Source organism: Actinocorallia longicatena (genome assembly GCF_039534125.1).
GTDB classification, from domain to species: Bacteria; Actinomycetota; Actinomycetes; order Streptosporangiales; family Streptosporangiaceae; genus Actinocorallia; species Actinocorallia longicatena.
In genome coordinates, this window is sequence record NZ_BAAAUV010000004.1 from 301,951 (window position 1) to 319,252 (window position 17,302).

Consider the following 17,302-nt stretch of genomic DNA (forward strand, 5'->3'; position numbering starts at 1 on the left):
GACTCAGCTCCTTTGAGAGTGTGTACTCACTTACTTTATTTCCGGGGAGCGGGGCGCGCAATGCTCAGGCCCCGGGAACGGCCCGTAGATGCGGCGCCATCATCAACGGGGTCACGCTCAGCACCCCGGACTCGACGGGCAGGGTGACCCCGGTGATCCAGCGGGCCTCGTCGCTGGCGAGGAAGGCGGCGGCCCAGCCCACGTCCCAGCCGTCGCCGGGGGTTCCGAGCAGGCCCGCCTCGCTCCGCATCGCGTTCATGAACTCCGCCTTGGGGCCGGGATCGGACACCGACATGACCATCGGCGTGGTGATGTGGCCCGGCGCCACCGCGTTGACCCGGACGCCCTCGCGCCCGTGGGAGTAGGCCATGTCGACCGTCATGGCGATCAGGCCGCCCTTGGCCGCGGAGTAGGCGACCGTGCCGTCGCCGCGCAGCGCGGAGATGGAGGCGATGTTGACGATCGATCCCGCGCCCTTGGCCGCCATGATCGGCACGACGTGCTTGGAGGCGAGGAATGCCGTGCGCAGGTTGATCCGGAACGCGGTGTCCCAGTCCTCCTCGGTGGTGTCCACGACGGTGCCGAGCGCGGCCCGTCCGATGTTGTTGACGAGCACGTCGACCGTCCCGAAGGCGGAGACGGCCGCGTCGACCATCGCCGCGCAGGCCGCGTTCTCCGAGACGTCGCCGGCGAAGACCTCCGCCTTGCCTCCCTCCTCCTCGATCAGCCGCCGCGTCTCCTCCGCCCGCTCGGGGAACAGGTCGACCAGCAGCACGCTGGCGCCCTCCCTGGCGAGCACGACCGCGGTCGCCTTGCCCGTCCCGATCCCGGGGCCGGGCGTCGACCCCGCCCCGGTGACGATCGCCACCTTGCCCTCGACCCGTCCGCTGCGTTCCATCCGCTCCTCCTAGGTGGTGAGTAGTGCCGCGCCCGCCTCGATGCCGCCGACGTTGGTGACCGCGGCCACCTCGGCGCCCGCGACCTGCCGGTCACCGGCCTCGCCGCGCAGCTGCCGGACGGCCTCGGCGGTGTGGCCGAACGCGGCGTGCAGGCGGCCGCCGGAAAGCTGGCCGCCCCAGGTGTTGAGCGGCAGCTGGCCGCCCAGGGAGATCCGCTCGCCGCCCTCGACGAAGGCGCCGGCCTCGCCGGTCCCGCAGAAGCCCATGGCCTCCAGCCACCAGACGGCCTCGATGGTGAAGCCGTCGTAGAGCTGGGCGAGATCGACGTCGGCGGGGCGCAGGTCCGTCCGGGCCCACATCGCGCGGGCGGCGCCGTGGCCGACCCGGCCCATGTCCTCCCACTGCTCCCACGCGGGACGGCCCTCGACGACCCCGGCCATCGCCTCGATCCGTACCGGCGACCGCAGGTCGGGAACCGTCTCGGCGGCCGAGACGACGATCGCGGTCGCGCCGTCGGCGGGCACGTCGCAGTCGTACAGGCACATCGGGGTGGAGATCATCCGCGCGGCGAGATAGTCCTCGACGGTCAGCGGCGTCCGGTAGACCGCGTCGGGATTGAGGGCGGCGTGCGCCCGCTGGGTCACCGGGATCCAGGCCAGCTGCTCACGGGTGGCGCCGTACTCGTGCATGTAGCGTGCCGCGTACGGGGCGACCTGGCAGACCGGAGACAGCATCCCGATCGGCAGCAGCCAGGCCAGCGGGCCCTCGGCGACGGGCTTCGCGGCTCCGTAGGCGGGCCGGCCCCCGGCGGCGCGGGCGGCGCTGCCCTCCTTGACCGTCCGCCAGATGACCGCGTGCCGGGCCTGGCCGGTGGCGACGGCCATGGCCGGGCCGTAGAACGGCAGCGCCATCCCCTCGACGATGCCCTGACGCCAGGTGGTCGTGATCCGCAACGCGTCCTGGACCTCGTAGAGGTTGCCGTTGGCGTAGCCGGGCAGGTTGGCCGCTCCGCCGCCGGGGAACATGGCCAGCCCGTCGATGTCGTCCAGGGTCAGCCCGGCGTCGGCGACGGCGGCGAGGATCGCGTCGAGGGTGAGCTGGAATCCCGAGCGGCCGATCTGCCTGCCGATGGCCGACTGGCCGATTCCGGAGATGACGGCCCGGTGCTCGAAGTGCCTCATCGCACCGCCACGAAGCTGGGGACGGCGAAGCCGCCGGGGCCGGGTTCGAACCCGATCTCCACGGTCATGCCGATGGCGGCGTCCTCCGGCGGGCAGCCTCGCAGCCGTCCCGCGACGCGGACGCCCGGATGGGCGGCGAACTCGACGAGCACGATCGCGTAGGGGACCTCGAGCCCCGGCAGCCAGCGCTGATGGTTGACGGTGAGGCTGTAGACGCTGCCCCGGCCGGTGATCTCGGCGGGCCCGGTCTCCCGCGACCGGCAGGAACGGCAGACGCCGCGGGGCGGGAACGCCTCGGCGCCGCAGGTGGAGCAGCGCTCGACGACCAGGCGGCCCTCGCGGGCGGCGTCCCAGAAGTCCCTGGTCTCGTCGGTGACGTCGGGGGGTATCCCGGCTGGGTCTTCCATGTCTACTCTCACTATCGGAGAAGGTGATTCTCGCTCGCTTCCCGTGAGCCTATCTAAGTGAGTGAGCGTTTGCTATCTTCGCGGCATGGATCGCATCATCTTCGGAGCCGCAGCGATTCCGGAGCCCGAACGGGCCTGGCTCGCCGCCGCCGAACGTCTTCCGATCTCCTCGATCTGGCAGGGAGGGCACGTCCTCCCGCCGGGACCGTCCGGTGAGGCCGTCACCCGGCTCGCCCTGCTCACCGCCTGGACCGAACGGGTCCGCGTGGGCACCGCCGTGCTCATGCTGCCGCTCTACCACCCCGTCATCGCCGCCAAGCAGCTCGCCGACCTCGACTCCCGCTCCGGTGGGCGCGTCAGCGTCGGGGTGGGCGTCGGAGGGGAGTTCCCCCGGGAGTTCGACGCCGTCGGAGTGCCGCTGTCCGAGCGCGGAGCCCGGACCGACGAGGCCATCGAGGTGCTCAGGAAGCTCTGGCGCGGGGGACCCGCGACCCACAAGGGGCGTTTCTGGGAGTTCGCGGACACCGAGCTGAGGCCGGTCGCGCCGGGAGCGGGACGCCAGGGCGGGCCACCGGTCATCGTGTCGGGCCGCAAGGCCCCCGCGATGCGGCGCGCCGCCCTGCTCGGCGACGGCTGGATGCCCTACCTGATGTCCCCCGGCGCCTACGCGCGCTCGGTCACCGCCATCCGGGAGGAGGCCGCCGCCGCGGGCCGCGACCTCGACGGCTTCGAGTGGATGATGTACCTCTACTGCTCGGTCCGCGCCGACGGCGACCGCGCCCGCGACGAGCGCGCCGCGTTCCTCGGCTCGGCCTACGGCGGCAAGCCGCGCGAGATGCTCGACCGGATCTCTCCGGCCGGTACCCCCGAGGAGGTCGCCGCCTCCCTCCAGGCCTACGTCGACGCCGGTGTCCGGCACTTCGTCATCGCGCCGGCGGCCGGTGCGGACACCCTCGGGATCGTCCGTCTCGCGGCGGAGGAAGTCCTGCCGCGCCTCACGGCCGGAGCGCTGACATGAGCGGGCCGTGCACGGGGCTGACCGTGGTGGAGCTCGCGGTGGGCGTGAGCGATCTCGGTCTCGGCCTCGCCGGGGGAGTGCCGGGCATGCTCCTGGCCGGTCTCGGCGCCGACGTGGTCCGGGTGACGGACGCCGCGCCGATCGACGCGGAGGTGACCTGGGGCCGCGCCTGGCACCGCGGCAAGCGGATCCTCGCCCCCGGCGGCCGCGAGGAGATCCTCGCGCTGCTGGGTTCCGCGGACGTCGCCCTGGTCTACGGGCCGGAGGAGCTCGTCGAGCGGCGCGGCCTCGGCCACCGCGACCTGACCGCGGCCCATCCGCGGCTGGTCTACGCGCGGTGCCGTCCCAGCCGGACCGCCAAGGGCACGACCGCCGACTACGGGCTGCTGGTGGAGGCCGCCGCCGGGTTCTGCACCCAGCTCGACGGTCACCGTCCAGGGCCCATCTTCAACGACGTCCGGGCCTCCGGCGTCGGCACCGCCTCGCTGCTCACCGTCTCCGTCCTGGCCCTGCTGCGCCGGCGCGAGCTCACCGGTGCCGGCGGCTGGGCCGAGACCTCCCTCTACGACGGGATGCTCGCCACCCTCGGCTGCATGATCGGCCGGTCCGAGCGGGCCGCCCCCGAGATCGAGGGCTACTGGGAGAAGGGCTCCACCTTCCCCAACTTCCTCTACCGCTGCTCCGACGGAGAGCTGATCCAGGTCTGGTTCGGCGGCAAGGGCATGTACGCGGCGCTGCTGGACGTCCTCGGCGACGAGCCGAGCGCCGAGGGCTACTACACCGACCAGATGACGGGTCGGCTCGGGGTGCGGGCGCGGCACTGGACCTCCCTGTTCGCCGCCCGCCCGCGCGAGCACTGGATCACCGCGCTGCGCGCCGCCGGAGTGGCCTGCGAACCGGTGCTCGCCCCCGGCGAGCCCTTCACCGATCCCCACCTGGCCGAGGTCGGGCTCGCGGTCCGCGACGGCGGCGACGTTCTTCTGGGCTCGCCGATCGCGATCGCCCAGGGGGAAAAGGGCCCGCCGCCTCCCGGACGGGCGGGATCGGGTCCCCTCGCCGGAGTGCGGGTGGCCGACTTCTCCGCGTTCGTGGCCGGGCCGCTGGCCGCCCAGGTCCTGGCCGACCTCGGCGCCGACGTCGTGAAGATCGAGCCGCCCGAGGGCGAGGCGATGCGGGCCGCGGCCTACGCCGTCGCCGCCTGCCAGCGCGGGAAGCGGAGCCTCGCCCTCGACCTCGGCGCGCCCGAGGCGCGGCAGGTCGTCGAGCGGCTGGTGGAGTGGGCCGACGTCGTGGTGCACAACTTCAGGGTCGGGGTCGCCGAGCGGCTCGGCATCGGCGCCGAGGACGTCGCCCGGCTGAACCCCGGCGCCGTCTACTGCCACGCCAGCGCGTTCGGCGCGACGGGGCCACGGGCCCGCTTCCCCGGCAACGACGCCCTCATGCAGGCCGTCACCGGAGTCGAGCGGGCCATCGGCGGCGAGGGCAACGAGCCGATCGCTGCCACCTGGATCCCCGTCGACATGGCGGGCGGCTGGCTGGCGGCGGCGGGGATCCTCGCCGGACTGTACGCGCGGGAGACCGGCGGGCACGGGCAGAACGTGGTGACGAGCCTGCTCGGCGCCGGGATGCTCATGCACAGCGGGGTGTTCCTGCGCGACGGGGCCCTGGTCCGCGGGCCCGAGCTCGACGCGGAACAGACCGGCTACGGTCCCGGCCACCGTCTCTACCGGGGCGGCGACGGCGCGTGGTTCGCGCTGGTCGTTCCGGACGAGGAGGCCTGGCGGCGGCTGGCCGAGGAGACCGTCCCGCTGCCGGAGCGCTACGCCCCGCTGCGCGGGGGAGCGGCCGACGCCGACGCCAGGACCGCCGAGACCGCCCTGGAGGCGGCCTTCGCCACCGCCCCCGCCGCCGAGTGGACCGCACGGCTGACGGCCAGGGGCCTGCTCGCCGAGCCGATCGAGGACCTGGACCGGGACGCCTTCCGCCGTTCGGTCCTCGACGATCCGGTGAACCGGCAGCTCGGCAGGGTCGCGGCCTACAGCACCGCCGACTGGGGCGGATTCGAGCAGATCGGCCCGCTGGTGCGCTGCGGTCCCGGTGCCCCGTACGGACCGCCGCTGATGATTCCCCAGGTCGGTGAGCACACCGTCGGAGTCCTGTCCGACCTGGGCTTCACCGGCCCCGAGATCGAGGCCCTGCTGGTGGCCAAGGCCGCCCGCCGCCTGGTGGAGCCGTGACCGCCTCCGACCTGGCCCGGGAGATGGGCCGCCGCTTCAGGGCGGGAGACTTCGACGGCGCGTTCGCCCTGCTCCACCCCGAGTTCCGGATCCTGCAGCCCGGGTCGCTGCCGCACGGAGGCTGGCACCACGGCTCCGCCGGGATGGCGGAGATGGGCGCGCGGTTCGCCGAGCACTGGACCCGGACGATCGGCGAGGCGCACCTGTTCGGAGACGGGGACTTCGCCGCCCAGACCACGGCCCAGACCTGGACGTCCCTCGCCACCGGCCGCTCGGCCACGGTCGAGGTCGTCGAGCTGTTCACGGCCGACGGAGACCTCATCCGCGAGATCAGGGTGTTCCAGCAGGACACCCATGCCCTGCTGGCCACCCTTGACCGGCCCGCGGAAGGAAAGGAGCATAAGTAACTATGCACTCACTTACTTATCGTCTGGTCGACGCGGACGCGCACTACTACGAACCCGACGACTGCTTCACCCGGCACATCGAGGCGCGGTTCCGGGACAGGACCCTGCGCGTCGACCGCCGGGGCGACGGCCTCGGCCGGATCTTCCTCGGCGACAGCCGCACCTTCATGAGCGTCATGCCGGGCGACTACGCCTCGGCCCCCGGCGCGCTGGAGGGGCTGTTCGCCGGGGGAGTGGCCGACGGCTTCACCCACCGGGAGGTGATCAACGCCAGGGACTTCCCGGCCTTCATGGAGCGCGGGGCCCGGCTGGAGCTGATGGACGAGCAGGGCGTCGAGGCCTCGATCATGCTCCCGACGCTGGGCGTCGCTGTCGAGAACGACATGCGCCACGACGTCGAGCTGACCTACGCCAGCCTGCGGGCGTTCAACCGGTGGCTGGAGGAGGACTGGGGCTACGGCGCCGACGGCCGGCTGTTCGCCGTGCCGATGCTCTCGCTCCTCGACCCCGAGCACGCGATGATCGAGCTCCACCGGGTGCTCGGCGAGGGGGCGCGGCTCGTCCATCTGTGCCCGGGGCCGACCGGCGGGCGCTCTCCCGCGGACCCGCTGTTCGACCCGTTCTGGGACACCGTCGCCCAGGCCGGAGTGCCCGTGGTCTTCCACGTCTCCAACAGCGGCTACCAGCACTTCTACGGCAAACTCTGGTCGGAGCACCCGGCCAACCCCTCGCACCGGCAGTCGCCGCTCCAGTGGGCGCTGTGCAACACCGAGCGGCCGCTCGTCGACACCCTGACCGCGCTCACCCTGCACAACCTGTTCGGCCGCCACCCCAAGGTGCGGATCCTGTCGATCGAGAACGGCTCGGCCTGGCTGAAGCAGCTGTTCAAGACCGTCGACAAGGCCGCGGCGCTGGGCCGCAAGGGGCCGATGATCGGCGGGGCGCTCCCGGCGCGCCCCAGCGAGAGCCTCGCCGAGCACCTGTGGGTCTGCCCCTTCCCCGAGGACGACGTGGACGACCTGATCGGCGCGATCGGGGCGGAGCACGTGCTGTTCGGCTCGGACTACCCCCACCCCGAGGGGCTGCGCGAACCCCGCGATTACGTCACCCGCCTCGACGACTGCGACGCCGGGGTGCGCCGCAAGGTCCTGCGCGGCAACACCGCGGGCCTCCTCGGCCTGCCCGACCTCGCGCCGGTGCCGGGATGAGGGTCGCGATCGCCTACGAGGCGGGCAAGCCGCCCGTCCTCGAGGACCTGCCGGTGCCCGCGATCGGCCCGAGCGACGTCCTCGTGCGGATCAGCGCCAGCGGGATCTGCCACACCGACCTCAACGTGCTGGAGGGCCGGTCGGCGCTGGGACTGCCGATCGCCCTCGGGCACGAGGGCTGCGGCATCGTGGAGGAGACCGGATCCGAGGTGCGCCGGGTGAAACCGGGCGACCGGGTCCTGGCGTCCGTCGCGCCCGCCTGCGGGCTGTGCTGGTCGTGCCTCAACGGCATGTCGAACCAGTGCGCGCTGAACGCCGCGGTCAAGGCCGAGCCCCGGTTCGCCCTGCCGGACGGCCGGAGCGCCGCCGCGGTCTGCGGCTGCGGGACCTTCGCCGAGGCGATGGTCGTTCACGAGGCCTCGCTGGTCCCCGTCGAGACCGATCTGCCCGACGAGCAGCTCGCCCTGCTCGGCTGCGGTGTCACGACCGGGCTCGGCGCCGTGCTCAACACGGCCGCCGTCACGCCCGGGTCGTCCGTCGCGGTGATCGGCTGCGGCGGGGTCGGGCAGTCGGTGATCCAGGGCGCGGGGATCGCCGGGGCCGCGGTCGTCATCGCCGTCGACCCGTCGCCGGGACGCCGCGAGGCGAGCCTGCGATCGGGCGCCACCCACGCGGTGGACCCCGGTGACGGGGACCCGGTGGCGCGGATCAGGGAACTGACCGGCGGACGCGGCGCCGACTACACCTTCGAGGCGGTCGGCCGCCCCGAGCTCATGGTCCAGGCGTTCGACATGGCGCGCTCGCACGGCACCGTGACGCTCGTCGGCATGCCCCCGGTCGGCTCCACCCTGAGCCTGCCCGCCATGCAGGCGGTGTTCTCGGGCAAGCGCCTGGCCGGGTCGGTCCTCGGCGGCGCCCAGATCCTGCGCGACTTCCCCCGCTACATCCGCCTCGCCGAGTCCGGCCGTCTCGACCTGGCCTCGCTCGTCTCCACCCGGATCACGCTCGACGAGATCGTCCACGGCCTCGACCTCGCGGCCAGGGCCGAGGGCGTCCGCACCGTGATCACCCCGGGGACCGCCGATGGATGAGATGTTCCGCCTCGACGGGCGGGTGGCGCTGGTCACCGGGGCCTCCTCGGGGCTCGGGGAGGCGATCGCCCGCGGGCTGGCCGCCGCGGGCGCCCGGGTGGCCGTGACGGCGCGGCGGGTGGACCGGCTGGAGAAGCTCGCCGAGCAGATCGGCGGGCTGGCCGTCGGCTGCGACCTGCTCGACCTCGACCGGCTCGGCGGGGTCGTCTCCCGGGTCGCGGACGAGCTGGGCGGGCCGGAGATCCTCGTCAACGCCGCCGGGATGATCTTCAGCAGCGTCCCGGCCGAGCGGGAGCCGCTCGAGGACGTCCGCCGCACCCTCGACCTCAACCTCGTCGCGCCGTTCCGGCTGGCGCAGGCCGTGTACCCGCACATGGTCGCGGCCGGGCGGGGCTCGATCGTCAACGTGTCGTCGATCAGCGGCCACGTGGGGGTGCCGGGCATCCCACAGGCCTCCTACGCCGCGAGCAAGCTGGGGCTGTCCGGGCTGACCAGGGAGCTGGCCGTCCAGTGGGCGGCGCACGCGATCCGCGTCAACACGGTAGCGCCCGGCTTCTTCCGCAGCGAGATCACCGACGGGCTGTACGACGACGAGCGCTCCCACTCCTGGCTGCGCCGGAACATCCCGCTGCCCGGCGACGGCACCCCGCAGGACCAGGTGGGCGCCGTCCTGTGGCTCGCGAGCGACGCGGGCCGCTACGTCACGGGCCAGACGATCGTCATCGACGGCGGCTGGACGGCCCGCTAGATACGGGTGCCGAGGGCGGACTGCATCGCCTGCCGGGATCCGGCGGAGGAGGCGTTGACGATGCCGCCGTCGAAGCGGTCGAGGACGAGGCGCTGGGTGGCGACCAGATGGGCGCGGGCCGTGCGTTCGGCGTCGTCGGCACGCCCCGCCGCGACGAGCCCGGCGAGCCGCCGGTGGGCGCGGAGCGCGTCCTCGGCCTGGGCCCGGGAGGGGTACTCGCCCAGTCCCGTGCGCACCTCCGCCCAGGCCTCCTCCTGTGCCGACCAGAGCGCGACCAGCCCGCTCACCACGTACCGGACGGTCGCGTTCGGGGTGAGGGCGACGAGCAGGTCGTGGAACTCACGGGCCGCGCGGGTGAAGGCCACGCCGTCGTCGAGCAGCCCGGCCGAGGCCTCGACGCTCGCCTCCAGCGCGGGGACGACCGCCTCCGCCCGGTCGGGACGGCGGGCGCACTCGGCCGCGCACAGCGGTTCCAGAAGCTGGAGCCCCTCGGCGAGATCACGCAGCGTGACCCGGCCGCCCTGCAAGGCCAGGCCGAGATGGTAGGCGGCCGAAGCCCCGTCGGGCCGGTGCACCTCGGCCCCGCCGACGCTGCCCCGCCGGACGGTCACCAGCCCCTCGGTCTCGAGGATCCGCAGCGCCTCGCGCACCGAGGGATGGCTGACCCCGAACTCCTGTACGAGCTGCTCCTGGGCCGGCAGCCGGAAGCCGTCGTCGCCCGCCAGGATGCGGGCGCGCAGCTCGGCGGCGACGGTCTCGGCGATGCGGCGCTGCGGGACTCGGCTCACCCCTGGATTCTAGTGACCGCAGGATCTGGCACAAGTATTGCAATCATTATAATGATTGCCTACGTTCCCCTCATGGACTTCTCGATGGGGCAGGACGCCGCGGGGCTCCGCGGTGAGCTGCGCGCGCTGATCGACGAGCACCTCCCTCCCGGTTTCCTCGGTGCGTTCACCGACGATCCGGCCGACCTGGCGACCGCCCAGCGGTTCTGCGGGATCCTCGCGGAGCGGGGTCTTCTCTGCCTGGCCTGGCCGCCCGAGTACGGCGGGCGAGGGGCGTCGGCATGGGAGCAGACCGTCGTCCGCGAGGAGATGTGGGCGCACCACGAGCCGCGCGGGGCCCAGTACATGGGCGTCAACTGGGTCGGGCCGACGATCATGCGGCACGGCACGGCCGGGCAGCGGGAACGCCATCTGCCGCCGATCGCGCGCGGCGAGGTGATCTGGTGCCAGGGCTTCAGCGAACCGGACGCGGGCTCCGACCTCGCGTCCCTGCGGACCTCCGCCAGGCGTGACGGCGACGGCTGGGTGATCTCGGGCCAGAAGGTCTGGACGTCCTACGCCACGATGGCGCAGTGGTGCTTCCTGCTGGCCCGCACCACCAAGGCCGACCGCAGGCAGGACGGCCTGACCGTTTTCCTGGTGCCGATGGACGCGCCGGGCGTCGAGGTCCGCCCGATCGGCTGCCTGATGGGGCCGCACCATCTGAACGAGGTCTTCCTCAGCGACGTCAGGGTCGGCGCGGACGCCGTCCTCGGCACGGAGGGCGAGGGCTGGCGGGTCGTCCAGGAGGTGCTCTCCTTCGAGCGGGTCGGCATCGCCAGGTACGCCCGCTGCGAGCGCCTCCTCCACGACGCGCCCGCAGCGCTCGGAGACGCCTGGGCCGAGGCCCCGGACGAGCTGCGCGTGCGCTGGACCAGGGCGCTGACCCACTGCCGCCGCGCCCGGCTGCTCGCCTACCGCGTCATCGCCCTCCAGGACGCCGGCACGGTCCGCCCCGGCGACGCCGCCGCCTACCGGATCGCGGTCACCCGCCTCGACCAGGAGAGCGCCGAGGTCCTCATGGACCTGGCCGCGCTCGGCGGCGGCACCCGCTTCCAGGAGGAGGTCGAGGACCACTTCCGCTACTCCCACGCCGCGACCGTCGCGTCGGGGAGCATCGACATCCAGCGCGTCCTGCTGGCCCGCGAACTTCTGGCGGTCTCATGAACACCGAGCTGAGCAAGGAGGCCGCCGACTACGGCGGCCAGGCGAGCAGGGCCCTGGCGGCGGCCGGGGAGGACCGGGCCGTCGCGGTCCTCGGCGAACTCGGCGCGTGGGACCTCGATCCGCGCGGCGACGCCGACGACCTGGAGGCGGCCGCGGCGCTCTGCCGCTCGGCCGGATACCGCGCGGTCGACCACCCGGTCGCCGACCGGCTGCTGCCCCTCGGCGGGCCGGTCACCCAGGCCCATCTGGAGCCGGGCGGGACGGCCGATCCCCGCGACGTCGCCCTGGTCCTGACGCTCCAGTGCTGGACCCTGCTCGGGATGCTCGACCGCGCTATCGACCTGACCCGGGAGCACGTGCTCGTCCGCAGGCAGTTCGGCCGTCCGCTGGCCGAGCAGCAGGGCGTCCGGTTCCAGCTCAGTGACGCCGAGGTCGAGCGCGTCGGCGTCGAGATGCTGGCGGCCTACGCCCTGTGGAGCGCCGGTTCCGGCCGTCCCGAGGCCGTCGACGACGCCCTCGCCCTCCGGCTCGCCGCCCTGGAGGCCGCCGAGACGGTCTTCCGGACGGCCCACGTGCTGCACGGCGCGCTCGGCTTCTGTGACGAGGCCCCGCTGTCGTGGCTGTCCCGCCGCAGCCAGGACCTGCGGAGGCGCCCGTTCGGGCCGTCGGCCACCCGCGACCTGCTGGCCCGCCGCATCGACGGCCGGGGTCTGACCGGCCTGTACTCAGAGGAGAACGTGTGAGGTACGACCATCTGCCCAAGGGGCTGCGCGTGGAGTGCGACGGCCCGGTCCGCACGGTCGTGCTGGACCGGCCCGCCGAGCTGAACGCCGTCGACCGGGCGCTGCACCGGGGGCTCGCACAGGTCTGGCGGTGCCTGGCCCGCGACCTGGACGCCCGGGTGGTGATCATCACAGGGGCCGGGCGGGCGTTCAGCGCGGGCGGCGACCTGGACTGGATCACCTCGTTCCTCGACGACCCGGTCGCCAGGGACGAGAGCCTGCGTGAGGGCGCCGAGATCATCGAGGAGATGCTGCGCTTCCCGCTGCCGGTCATCGCCGCGGTCAACGGCCCGGCCGTCGGCCTCGGCTGCAGCGTCGCGGTGCTCAGCGACATCGTGCTGATCTCCGAGACCGCCCACCTGGCCGATCCGCACGTCACCGTCGGCCTGGTGGCGGGCGACGGCGGAGCGGCGTTCTGGCCGCTGCTCACCCCGATCCTGCGCTCGCGCGAGTACCTCTACACCGGCGACCGCATCCCCGCGGCCACCGCCGTCGAGCTGGGACTGGCCTCCCGGACGACCGCCCCGGACGAGTTGCTCCCCGAGGCCCGCCGCCTCGCCCACCGGCTGGCCGCCCAGCCCGCCGAGGCGCTGCGCGGCACCAAGCGCGTCGCCAACATGTACCTCTCCCAGGCGCTGAGCGGCGCCCTCCAGACCGGATTCGCCGCCGAGGCCGCCACGATGCGCTCCCCCGAACACCGCGAACGCCTTCTCGCCTTCGCCGGCAAGGCCCGGAAGTGAGCGAGCTCGCCGGATTCCGTGAGAGCGTCCGCGCCTGGTGCGCCGAGCACGTCCCGGCGGACTGGCGGCGGGCCCAGACCGGCGCCTCGGAGGAGGAGTTCGCCGCCTTCCAGCGCGCGTGGTTCCAGGAGCTGCGCGAGGCCGGGTTCGCGGTGCCGCACTGGCCGGCCGCGTGGGGCGGCGGGCTCTCCGTCGCCGAGCAGACCGTGCTCTACCAGGAGCTCGCCGCCGCGGACGCCCCGCGCCTGGTCCTGGCGTTCGTCGGCATCCACCACGCGGCCTCCACCCTGCTGGTCGCCGGCACGGACGAGCAGCGCCGCCGCCATCTGCCCGCGATCCTCGACGGCGAGATCTGGGCGCAGGGCTTCTCCGAGCCCGGTGCCGGATCGGACCTCGCCGCCCTCTCCACGACGGCCCGCAGGAGCGGCGGCTCCTACATCGTCAACGGGCAGAAGCTCTGGGCGAGCGGCGCGGCCCAGGCCGACTGGTGCCTGCTGCTGGCCCGCACCGACCCCGAGGCCCCCAAGCGCCGCGGCATCTCCTACCTTCTGCTGGACCTGCGCAGCCCCGGCGTCGAGATCCGGCCGATCCGGCAGGCGCAGGGCGAGTCCCACTTCTGTGAGATCTTCCTCGACGACGTCGCCGTCCCGGTCGCCAACCTCGTCGGCGCCGAGAACGACGGCTGGCGGGTCGCCCAGTCGACGTTGGGGACCGAACGCGGCATGACCATGCTGGAGCTGGCCGAGCGTCTCGGCCACAGCGGATTCCGGCGGCTCGTGGATCTGTGCTCCCCGGTCACCGACGCGCGGATCGCCGACCGGCTCGCCGGTTTCGAGACCGAGATCGCCGGGCTGCGGCTGCTCTGCGCGGACCTGGTCGCGGCCGAGGATCCGGGCCCGGCCGACGCCTCGATCGTGAAGCTCTACTACAGCGAGCTGCTCCAGCGCATGACGGACTTCGGCGCCGAGGTCGCGGGCCCCGCCGCCCTGACCGAGCTCCACCGGCCGCTGTCGAGCAGCTGGGAGTCGGGCGCCTGGGCGCTCGACTTCATCGGCTCGTGGGAGTGGACGATCCCGGGCGGAAGCAGCGAGATCCAGCGGACCATCATCGGCGAACGCGGGCTCGGCCTGCCGAGGGGGGCCTGATGCTCACCGAACTGCACGACGAGCTGCGCGAGATCGCCCGTGACCTGCTCGGGCGCAAGCCGCCCGTCACCTGGCCCGCGCTCGTCGCCGCCGGATGGACGGGACTCGAGGTTCCCGCCGATCTTGACGGCGCCGGTGCCACGTTCGCGGAGACGGCCGTGGTCCTCACCGAACTGGGCCGCGCCGCCGCCGGGACCCCCTGTCTCGGGACCGTCCTGGCCACCGGGCTCCTCTCCCTGCTGGAACCGGGGGAGGAGCGCGACCGGCTGCTCGCCGCGACCGCCTCCGGCGCGCTCCGCCCCGCCGTGGCCCTGCCCGGCGACGCCGCGTCCGCCGCACCGCCCTTCGCGGTGGCGGCGGGGCAAGTGATCGGCCGGGCGGAGTTCGTCTTCGACGCGGTGGAGGCGGACCGTCTGCTGGTGCCCGCACTCGACGCCGACGGAGTCCCCGTGGTCGTGGTGCTCGGCGGAGCCGCGGCCGGGCTCGAGATCACCGGGCAGCCGGTGCTGGACGAGACGCGGAGCCTCGCGGTGGTCACCGCGGAGGGGGCGGAGGGAAGGGTCCTGCGGTTCGCGGGAGACCCCCTGGACGGGCTGCGGCGCCTGTCCGACCGGGCGGCCGCGGCACTGGCCTGCGACGCCCTCGGCCTCAGCGAGGCGATGCTGGAGGCGACGGTCGCCTATGTCGGGACCCGTGAGCAGTTCGGGCGGCCGGTCGGCTCCTTCCAGGCCGTCAAGCACGCCTGCGCCGACATGCTCGTCCGGGTCTCGGTGACGCGGCGGCTGGTCGGCGCCGCCGTCACGGCGATCGCCGAGGACGATCCCGGAGCCCCGGTCGCCGTGGCGATGGCCAAGGCCCACGCCTGCGAGGGAGCGGTCGAGGTCGCGGGCACGGCGATGCAGCTGCACGGAGGCATGGGCTACACGTGGGAGAGCGGCGTCCACGTCCATCTGAAGCGGGCGATGCTCGACCGCTCCCTGTTCGGATCGCCCGCCGACCACCGCGCGCGTCTGGCCTTGCGCTACCCCCGATGATAACTTGTATGTGAGCGTTCGCTTTCTTAGGAGATTCCATGGCGTTCAGCTGGTTCATCTCGGTCGACGACCACCTCATCGAACCGTCCCGGCTGTGGCGGGAGCGGTTGCCCGAACGCTGGCGCGACATCGGCCCCCGGATCGTCCGGGACGGTGACGCGGAGTTCTGGGCGTACGAGGACCGCCAGATCGCCACCATCGGCCTCAACGCCGTGGCGGGCAAGAAGCGCGAGGAGTTCTCACCCGAGCCCATCACCTACGACGAGATGCGGCCGGGCTGCTACGACCCGGCCGCCCGCGTCGCCGACATGGACCAGGGCCACGTCCTGTCGTCCATGCTGTTCCCGAGCTTCCCCCGCTACTGCGGGCAGGTCTTCCACGAGGCCAAGGACAAGGAGCTCGCACTGCTGTGCGTGCAGGCCTGGAACGACTTCATCCTGGAGGAGTTCGCCGACGCCTACCCCGGCCGGTTCATCCCCATGATGATCATCCCGCTCTGGGACCCGGTGGCGGCCGCCGCCGAGATCGAGCGGACCGCCGGCCGCGGCGCCAAGTCGATCGCCTTCTCGGAGAACCCGACCAAGCTCGGGCTGCCGTCGATCCACACCGGTCACTGGGATCCGGTCTGGCGGGCCTGCGACGAGACGGGCCTGGTCGTGTCGATGCACGTCGGGTCCTCCTCCAACCTCATCCGCACGTCCGAGGACATGCCGACGCTGGCCTTCATGGCCTACTCGGCCGCGGCCAACCAGGCGGGGACCCTGCTCGACTGGCTGTTCAGCGGCAACTTCGCCCGCTACCCGCAGCTGAAGATCGCCCTGTCCGAGGGATCGATCGGCTGGATCCCCTACTTCCTGGAGCGGGCCGAGCAGGTCGTCGACAAGCAGAAGTTCTGGGCGTCCCGCTTCGACATCAGCATGAACGCCACCCACGAGCGCGGGGAGGAGAAGGGCGCGGCGGGCTTCGACCTCGACACCGACATCCGTCAGCTCTTCGCCGACCACGTCTTCGGGACGTTCATCGAGGACAACGCGGGCCTGGCCCTCCTCGACACGATCGGCGTGGACAACGTCATGCTGGAGTGCGACTACCCGCACTCCGACTCCACCTGGCCCGACACCATCCAGATGGCCAACAAGTGGCTCGGGCACCTGCCCGAGGACGTGCAGCACAAGCTGACCGTCGGTAACGCCGCCCGGGTGTACGACTTCACCCCGGCCGACCCGGCCACCATCGCGACGTCCTGAGCGAGCCGAAGGCCCGCCGCCCCGCAGGAAGCGGGGACGGCGGGCCTTCGTGGTGCCGGTCGCCGGTCAGGCGACGGTGATGGCGCGTTCGGGGCAGTTCTGGGCGGCCCTGAGCGCCGCCTCCTCGTGCTCGGCGGGGACCTCCGCCACCAGGACGGTGCCGTGCCCCTCCTCGTCGAGGTCGAACACCTCGGGCGAGATGTCCCAGCAGCGGGCGTGCCCTTGGCAGCGTCCGGGATCCACGGTGGCCTTCATGAGACGTCCTCCTCGGGGTCGCGGGTTCTAGAAGGTGGCCGACAGGGCCCAGGGGCCGTCGGGGAAGGGGCGCCCCAGCAGCTCCATGCTGTAGACGATCCGGCCCGTCCCCGGGTCGGGCCCGCACAGAACGAGCGCGGCGTCGGCCATCGCCGAGTCGTCCTCGACGGGGGTGTTGTCGGGAGTGTGCGGGGAGACCACGGCCACGCCGGGTGTCATGACCAGGCCCGCCGTGCCGAGGGCGTTGACATGGACGCCCGTGCCGTGGACCTCGGCGGCCAGCCCGGTCGTGAGCCGGTCGAGCGCGGACTTGCACATCCCGTAGGGTACGCAGCCGTCGGACGCCCAGTCGGGATAGGGCGGGCCCAGCGGATGGCGGGCCTGCTTGGAGGTGATGTTGACGATCCAGCCCCGGCCGCGCTCGACCATTCCCGGCACCGCGAGCTGGCAGAGCCGGAACGGGGCGTGCACCATCATCTGGAACATCAGCCCGTAGCGGCGCGGGCGGATGTCGAGCGCGGGGCCGTAGAAGTTCACGCCCGCGTTGTTGACCAGCGTGTCGACCGGTCCGAGCGCCTCCTCCGCGCGGGTGATGACCGTCTCGACCTGCTCGGAGTCGGTGAGGTCGGCCGCGATCGCCACGGCTTCGCCGCCGTGCGCGCGGATCCGGGCGATCACCTCTTCCATCGAACCGGGCAGGGCGGAGGAGCCCGGCGTGACGGTCCGGGCCACCAGGGCCACGGCCGCGCCCTCGGCCGCCAGCTTCTCGGCGATGCACTGACCGATGCCCCGGCTCGCTCCGGTGACGATCGCCACCCGGCCGTCCATGGATCCCAAGAGAACCCCCAGATAAAAGTGAGTGCCTACTCTCTTATCTTGGCAGGCGGCCGAGGCTATTGTAAGTGAACG

At 73.1% G+C, this 17,302-nt stretch carries 18 protein-coding genes; 12 read left to right on the forward strand and 6 right to left on the reverse strand.

Features of this window, described 5'->3' with window-relative positions:
• Positions 1–64: 64 nt before the first annotated feature.
• Genes ABD785_RS09720 through ABD785_RS09730 form a run of 3 tightly spaced genes read right to left on the reverse strand, consistent with a single transcriptional unit; the run spans position 65 to position 2,487 of the window.
• A complete protein-coding gene (locus ABD785_RS09720) occupies positions 65–898 on the reverse strand; it encodes an SDR family NAD(P)-dependent oxidoreductase (protein WP_344824974.1) in 834 nt (277 codons plus the stop codon).
• A 9-nt stretch (positions 899–907) separates the two neighbouring features.
• Complete coding sequence (locus ABD785_RS09725) at positions 908–2,080, reverse strand: thiolase C-terminal domain-containing protein (RefSeq protein ID WP_344824977.1); 1,173 nt, start codon at positions 2,078–2,080, stop codon at positions 908–910.
• Complete coding sequence (locus tag ABD785_RS09730) at positions 2,077–2,487, reverse strand: Zn-ribbon domain-containing OB-fold protein (protein ID WP_344824980.1); 411 nt, start codon at positions 2,485–2,487, stop codon at positions 2,077–2,079. The genes ABD785_RS09725 and ABD785_RS09730 overlap by 4 nt, the downstream gene beginning before the upstream one ends.
• A gap of 85 nt (positions 2,488–2,572) precedes the next feature.
• On the opposite strand from ABD785_RS09730, the gene ABD785_RS09735 reads away from it, so the two are divergent.
• The 6 genes from ABD785_RS09735 to ABD785_RS09760 are packed head-to-tail and all read left to right on the forward strand — an operon-like array spanning position 2,573 to position 9,196.
• Positions 2,573–3,505 (forward strand): LLM class flavin-dependent oxidoreductase, encoded by a 933-nt coding sequence (locus ABD785_RS09735; RefSeq protein ID WP_344824983.1) that lies wholly within the window; start codon positions 2,573–2,575, stop codon positions 3,503–3,505.
• Positions 3,502–5,742, forward strand: coding sequence for a CaiB/BaiF CoA-transferase family protein (locus ABD785_RS09740; RefSeq protein WP_344824986.1), 2,241 nt, complete (start codon positions 3,502–3,504; stop codon positions 5,740–5,742). The genes ABD785_RS09735 and ABD785_RS09740 overlap by 4 nt, the downstream gene beginning before the upstream one ends.
• Positions 5,739–6,149, forward strand: coding sequence for a nuclear transport factor 2 family protein (locus tag ABD785_RS09745; RefSeq protein ID WP_344824989.1), 411 nt, complete (start codon positions 5,739–5,741; stop codon positions 6,147–6,149). The genes ABD785_RS09740 and ABD785_RS09745 overlap by 4 nt, the downstream gene beginning before the upstream one ends.
• 2 nt (positions 6,150–6,151) lie before the next feature.
• Positions 6,152–7,357 (forward strand): amidohydrolase family protein, encoded by a 1,206-nt coding sequence (locus ABD785_RS09750; protein WP_344824992.1) that lies wholly within the window; start codon positions 6,152–6,154, stop codon positions 7,355–7,357.
• Positions 7,354–8,448: a Zn-dependent alcohol dehydrogenase gene (locus tag ABD785_RS09755; protein WP_344824995.1), complete on the forward strand. Its 1,095-nt coding sequence runs from the start codon at positions 7,354–7,356 to the stop codon at positions 8,446–8,448. The genes ABD785_RS09750 and ABD785_RS09755 overlap by 4 nt, the downstream gene beginning before the upstream one ends.
• Positions 8,441–9,196: an SDR family NAD(P)-dependent oxidoreductase gene (locus ABD785_RS09760; RefSeq protein WP_344824998.1), complete on the forward strand. Its 756-nt coding sequence runs from the start codon at positions 8,441–8,443 to the stop codon at positions 9,194–9,196. Before ABD785_RS09755 ends, ABD785_RS09760 begins: the two co-directional genes overlap by 8 nt.
• On the opposite strand, the gene ABD785_RS09765 is transcribed toward ABD785_RS09760, so the two are convergent.
• Positions 9,193–9,984, reverse strand: coding sequence for a FadR/GntR family transcriptional regulator (locus tag ABD785_RS09765; RefSeq protein ID WP_344825001.1), 792 nt, complete (start codon positions 9,982–9,984; stop codon positions 9,193–9,195). The genes ABD785_RS09760 and ABD785_RS09765 overlap by 4 nt on opposite strands.
• Before the next feature lie 72 nt (positions 9,985–10,056).
• Here ABD785_RS09765 and ABD785_RS09770 point away from each other — a divergent pair, with 72 nt between their 5' ends.
• From ABD785_RS09770 to ABD785_RS09795, 6 genes are read left to right on the forward strand one after another with little or no spacing between them, the layout of a single operon-like run.
• The gene (locus ABD785_RS09770; RefSeq protein WP_344825004.1) at positions 10,057–11,190 is read left to right on the forward strand and encodes an acyl-CoA dehydrogenase family protein; all 1,134 of its coding nucleotides are present in this window, start codon (positions 10,057–10,059) and stop codon (positions 11,188–11,190) included.
• Positions 11,187–11,933, forward strand: coding sequence for an acyl-CoA dehydrogenase family protein (locus tag ABD785_RS09775; protein ID WP_344825007.1), 747 nt, complete (start codon positions 11,187–11,189; stop codon positions 11,931–11,933). The genes ABD785_RS09770 and ABD785_RS09775 overlap by 4 nt, the downstream gene beginning before the upstream one ends.
• On the forward strand, positions 11,930–12,712 hold the full coding sequence (locus ABD785_RS09780; RefSeq protein ID WP_344825010.1) for an enoyl-CoA hydratase/isomerase family protein: 783 nt from the start codon (positions 11,930–11,932) through the stop codon (positions 12,710–12,712). The genes ABD785_RS09775 and ABD785_RS09780 overlap by 4 nt, the downstream gene beginning before the upstream one ends.
• The gene (locus tag ABD785_RS09785) at positions 12,709–13,857 is read left to right on the forward strand and encodes an acyl-CoA dehydrogenase family protein (protein ID WP_344825013.1); all 1,149 of its coding nucleotides are present in this window, start codon (positions 12,709–12,711) and stop codon (positions 13,855–13,857) included. Before ABD785_RS09780 ends, ABD785_RS09785 begins: the two co-directional genes overlap by 4 nt.
• Positions 13,857–14,891, forward strand: a complete 1,035-nt coding sequence (locus ABD785_RS09790; RefSeq protein ID WP_344825016.1) for an acyl-CoA dehydrogenase family protein — start codon at positions 13,857–13,859, stop codon at positions 14,889–14,891. Before ABD785_RS09785 ends, ABD785_RS09790 begins: the two co-directional genes overlap by 1 nt.
• A gap of 38 nt (positions 14,892–14,929) precedes the next feature.
• Complete coding sequence (locus ABD785_RS09795; protein WP_344825019.1) at positions 14,930–16,138, forward strand: amidohydrolase family protein; 1,209 nt, start codon at positions 14,930–14,932, stop codon at positions 16,136–16,138.
• Between the two features lie 66 nt (positions 16,139–16,204).
• Here the strand turns inward: ABD785_RS09795 and ABD785_RS09800 are convergent, their stop codons facing one another.
• Together ABD785_RS09800 and ABD785_RS09805 are read right to left on the reverse strand one after the other, a co-directional pair.
• Entirely contained in the window at positions 16,205–16,393 is a 189-nt protein-coding gene (locus tag ABD785_RS09800) for a ferredoxin (protein ID WP_344825022.1), read from the reverse strand.
• 27 nt (positions 16,394–16,420) lie between these two features.
• Positions 16,421–17,221: an SDR family NAD(P)-dependent oxidoreductase gene (locus tag ABD785_RS09805; protein ID WP_344825025.1), complete on the reverse strand. Its 801-nt coding sequence runs from the start codon at positions 17,219–17,221 to the stop codon at positions 16,421–16,423.
• Between the last annotated feature and the right edge of the window lie 81 nt (positions 17,222–17,302).

What these genes read in the sequence shown, in the direction of transcription:
- ABD785_RS09720 (WP_344824974.1), bottom strand. Translation starts at nt 898, where the DNA reads ATGGAACGCAGCGGACGGGTCGAGGGCAAGGTGGCGATCGTCACCGGG.
- ABD785_RS09725 (WP_344824977.1), bottom strand. Translation starts at nt 2,080, where the DNA reads ATGAGGCACTTCGAGCACCGGGCCGTCATCTCCGGAATCGGCCAGTCG.
- ABD785_RS09730 (WP_344824980.1), bottom strand. Translation starts at nt 2,487, where the DNA reads ATGGAAGACCCAGCCGGGATACCCCCCGACGTCACCGACGAGACCAGG.
- ABD785_RS09735 (WP_344824983.1), top strand. Translation starts at nt 2,573, where the DNA reads ATGGATCGCATCATCTTCGGAGCCGCAGCGATTCCGGAGCCCGAACGG.
- ABD785_RS09740 (WP_344824986.1), top strand. Translation starts at nt 3,502, where the DNA reads ATGAGCGGGCCGTGCACGGGGCTGACCGTGGTGGAGCTCGCGGTGGGC.
- ABD785_RS09750 (WP_344824992.1), top strand. Translation starts at nt 6,152, where the DNA reads ATGCACTCACTTACTTATCGTCTGGTCGACGCGGACGCGCACTACTAC.
- ABD785_RS09755 (WP_344824995.1), top strand. Translation starts at nt 7,354, where the DNA reads ATGAGGGTCGCGATCGCCTACGAGGCGGGCAAGCCGCCCGTCCTCGAG.
- ABD785_RS09760 (WP_344824998.1), top strand. Translation starts at nt 8,441, where the DNA reads ATGGATGAGATGTTCCGCCTCGACGGGCGGGTGGCGCTGGTCACCGGG.
- ABD785_RS09770 (WP_344825004.1), top strand. Translation starts at nt 10,057, where the DNA reads ATGGACTTCTCGATGGGGCAGGACGCCGCGGGGCTCCGCGGTGAGCTG.
- ABD785_RS09775 (WP_344825007.1), top strand. Translation starts at nt 11,187, where the DNA reads ATGAACACCGAGCTGAGCAAGGAGGCCGCCGACTACGGCGGCCAGGCG.
- ABD785_RS09790 (WP_344825016.1), top strand. Translation starts at nt 13,857, where the DNA reads ATGCTCACCGAACTGCACGACGAGCTGCGCGAGATCGCCCGTGACCTG.
- ABD785_RS09795 (WP_344825019.1), top strand. Translation starts at nt 14,930, where the DNA reads ATGGCGTTCAGCTGGTTCATCTCGGTCGACGACCACCTCATCGAACCG.
- ABD785_RS09800 (WP_344825022.1), bottom strand. Translation starts at nt 16,393, where the DNA reads ATGAAGGCCACCGTGGATCCCGGACGCTGCCAAGGGCACGCCCGCTGC.
- ABD785_RS09805 (WP_344825025.1), bottom strand. Translation starts at nt 17,221, where the DNA reads ATGGACGGCCGGGTGGCGATCGTCACCGGAGCGAGCCGGGGCATCGGT.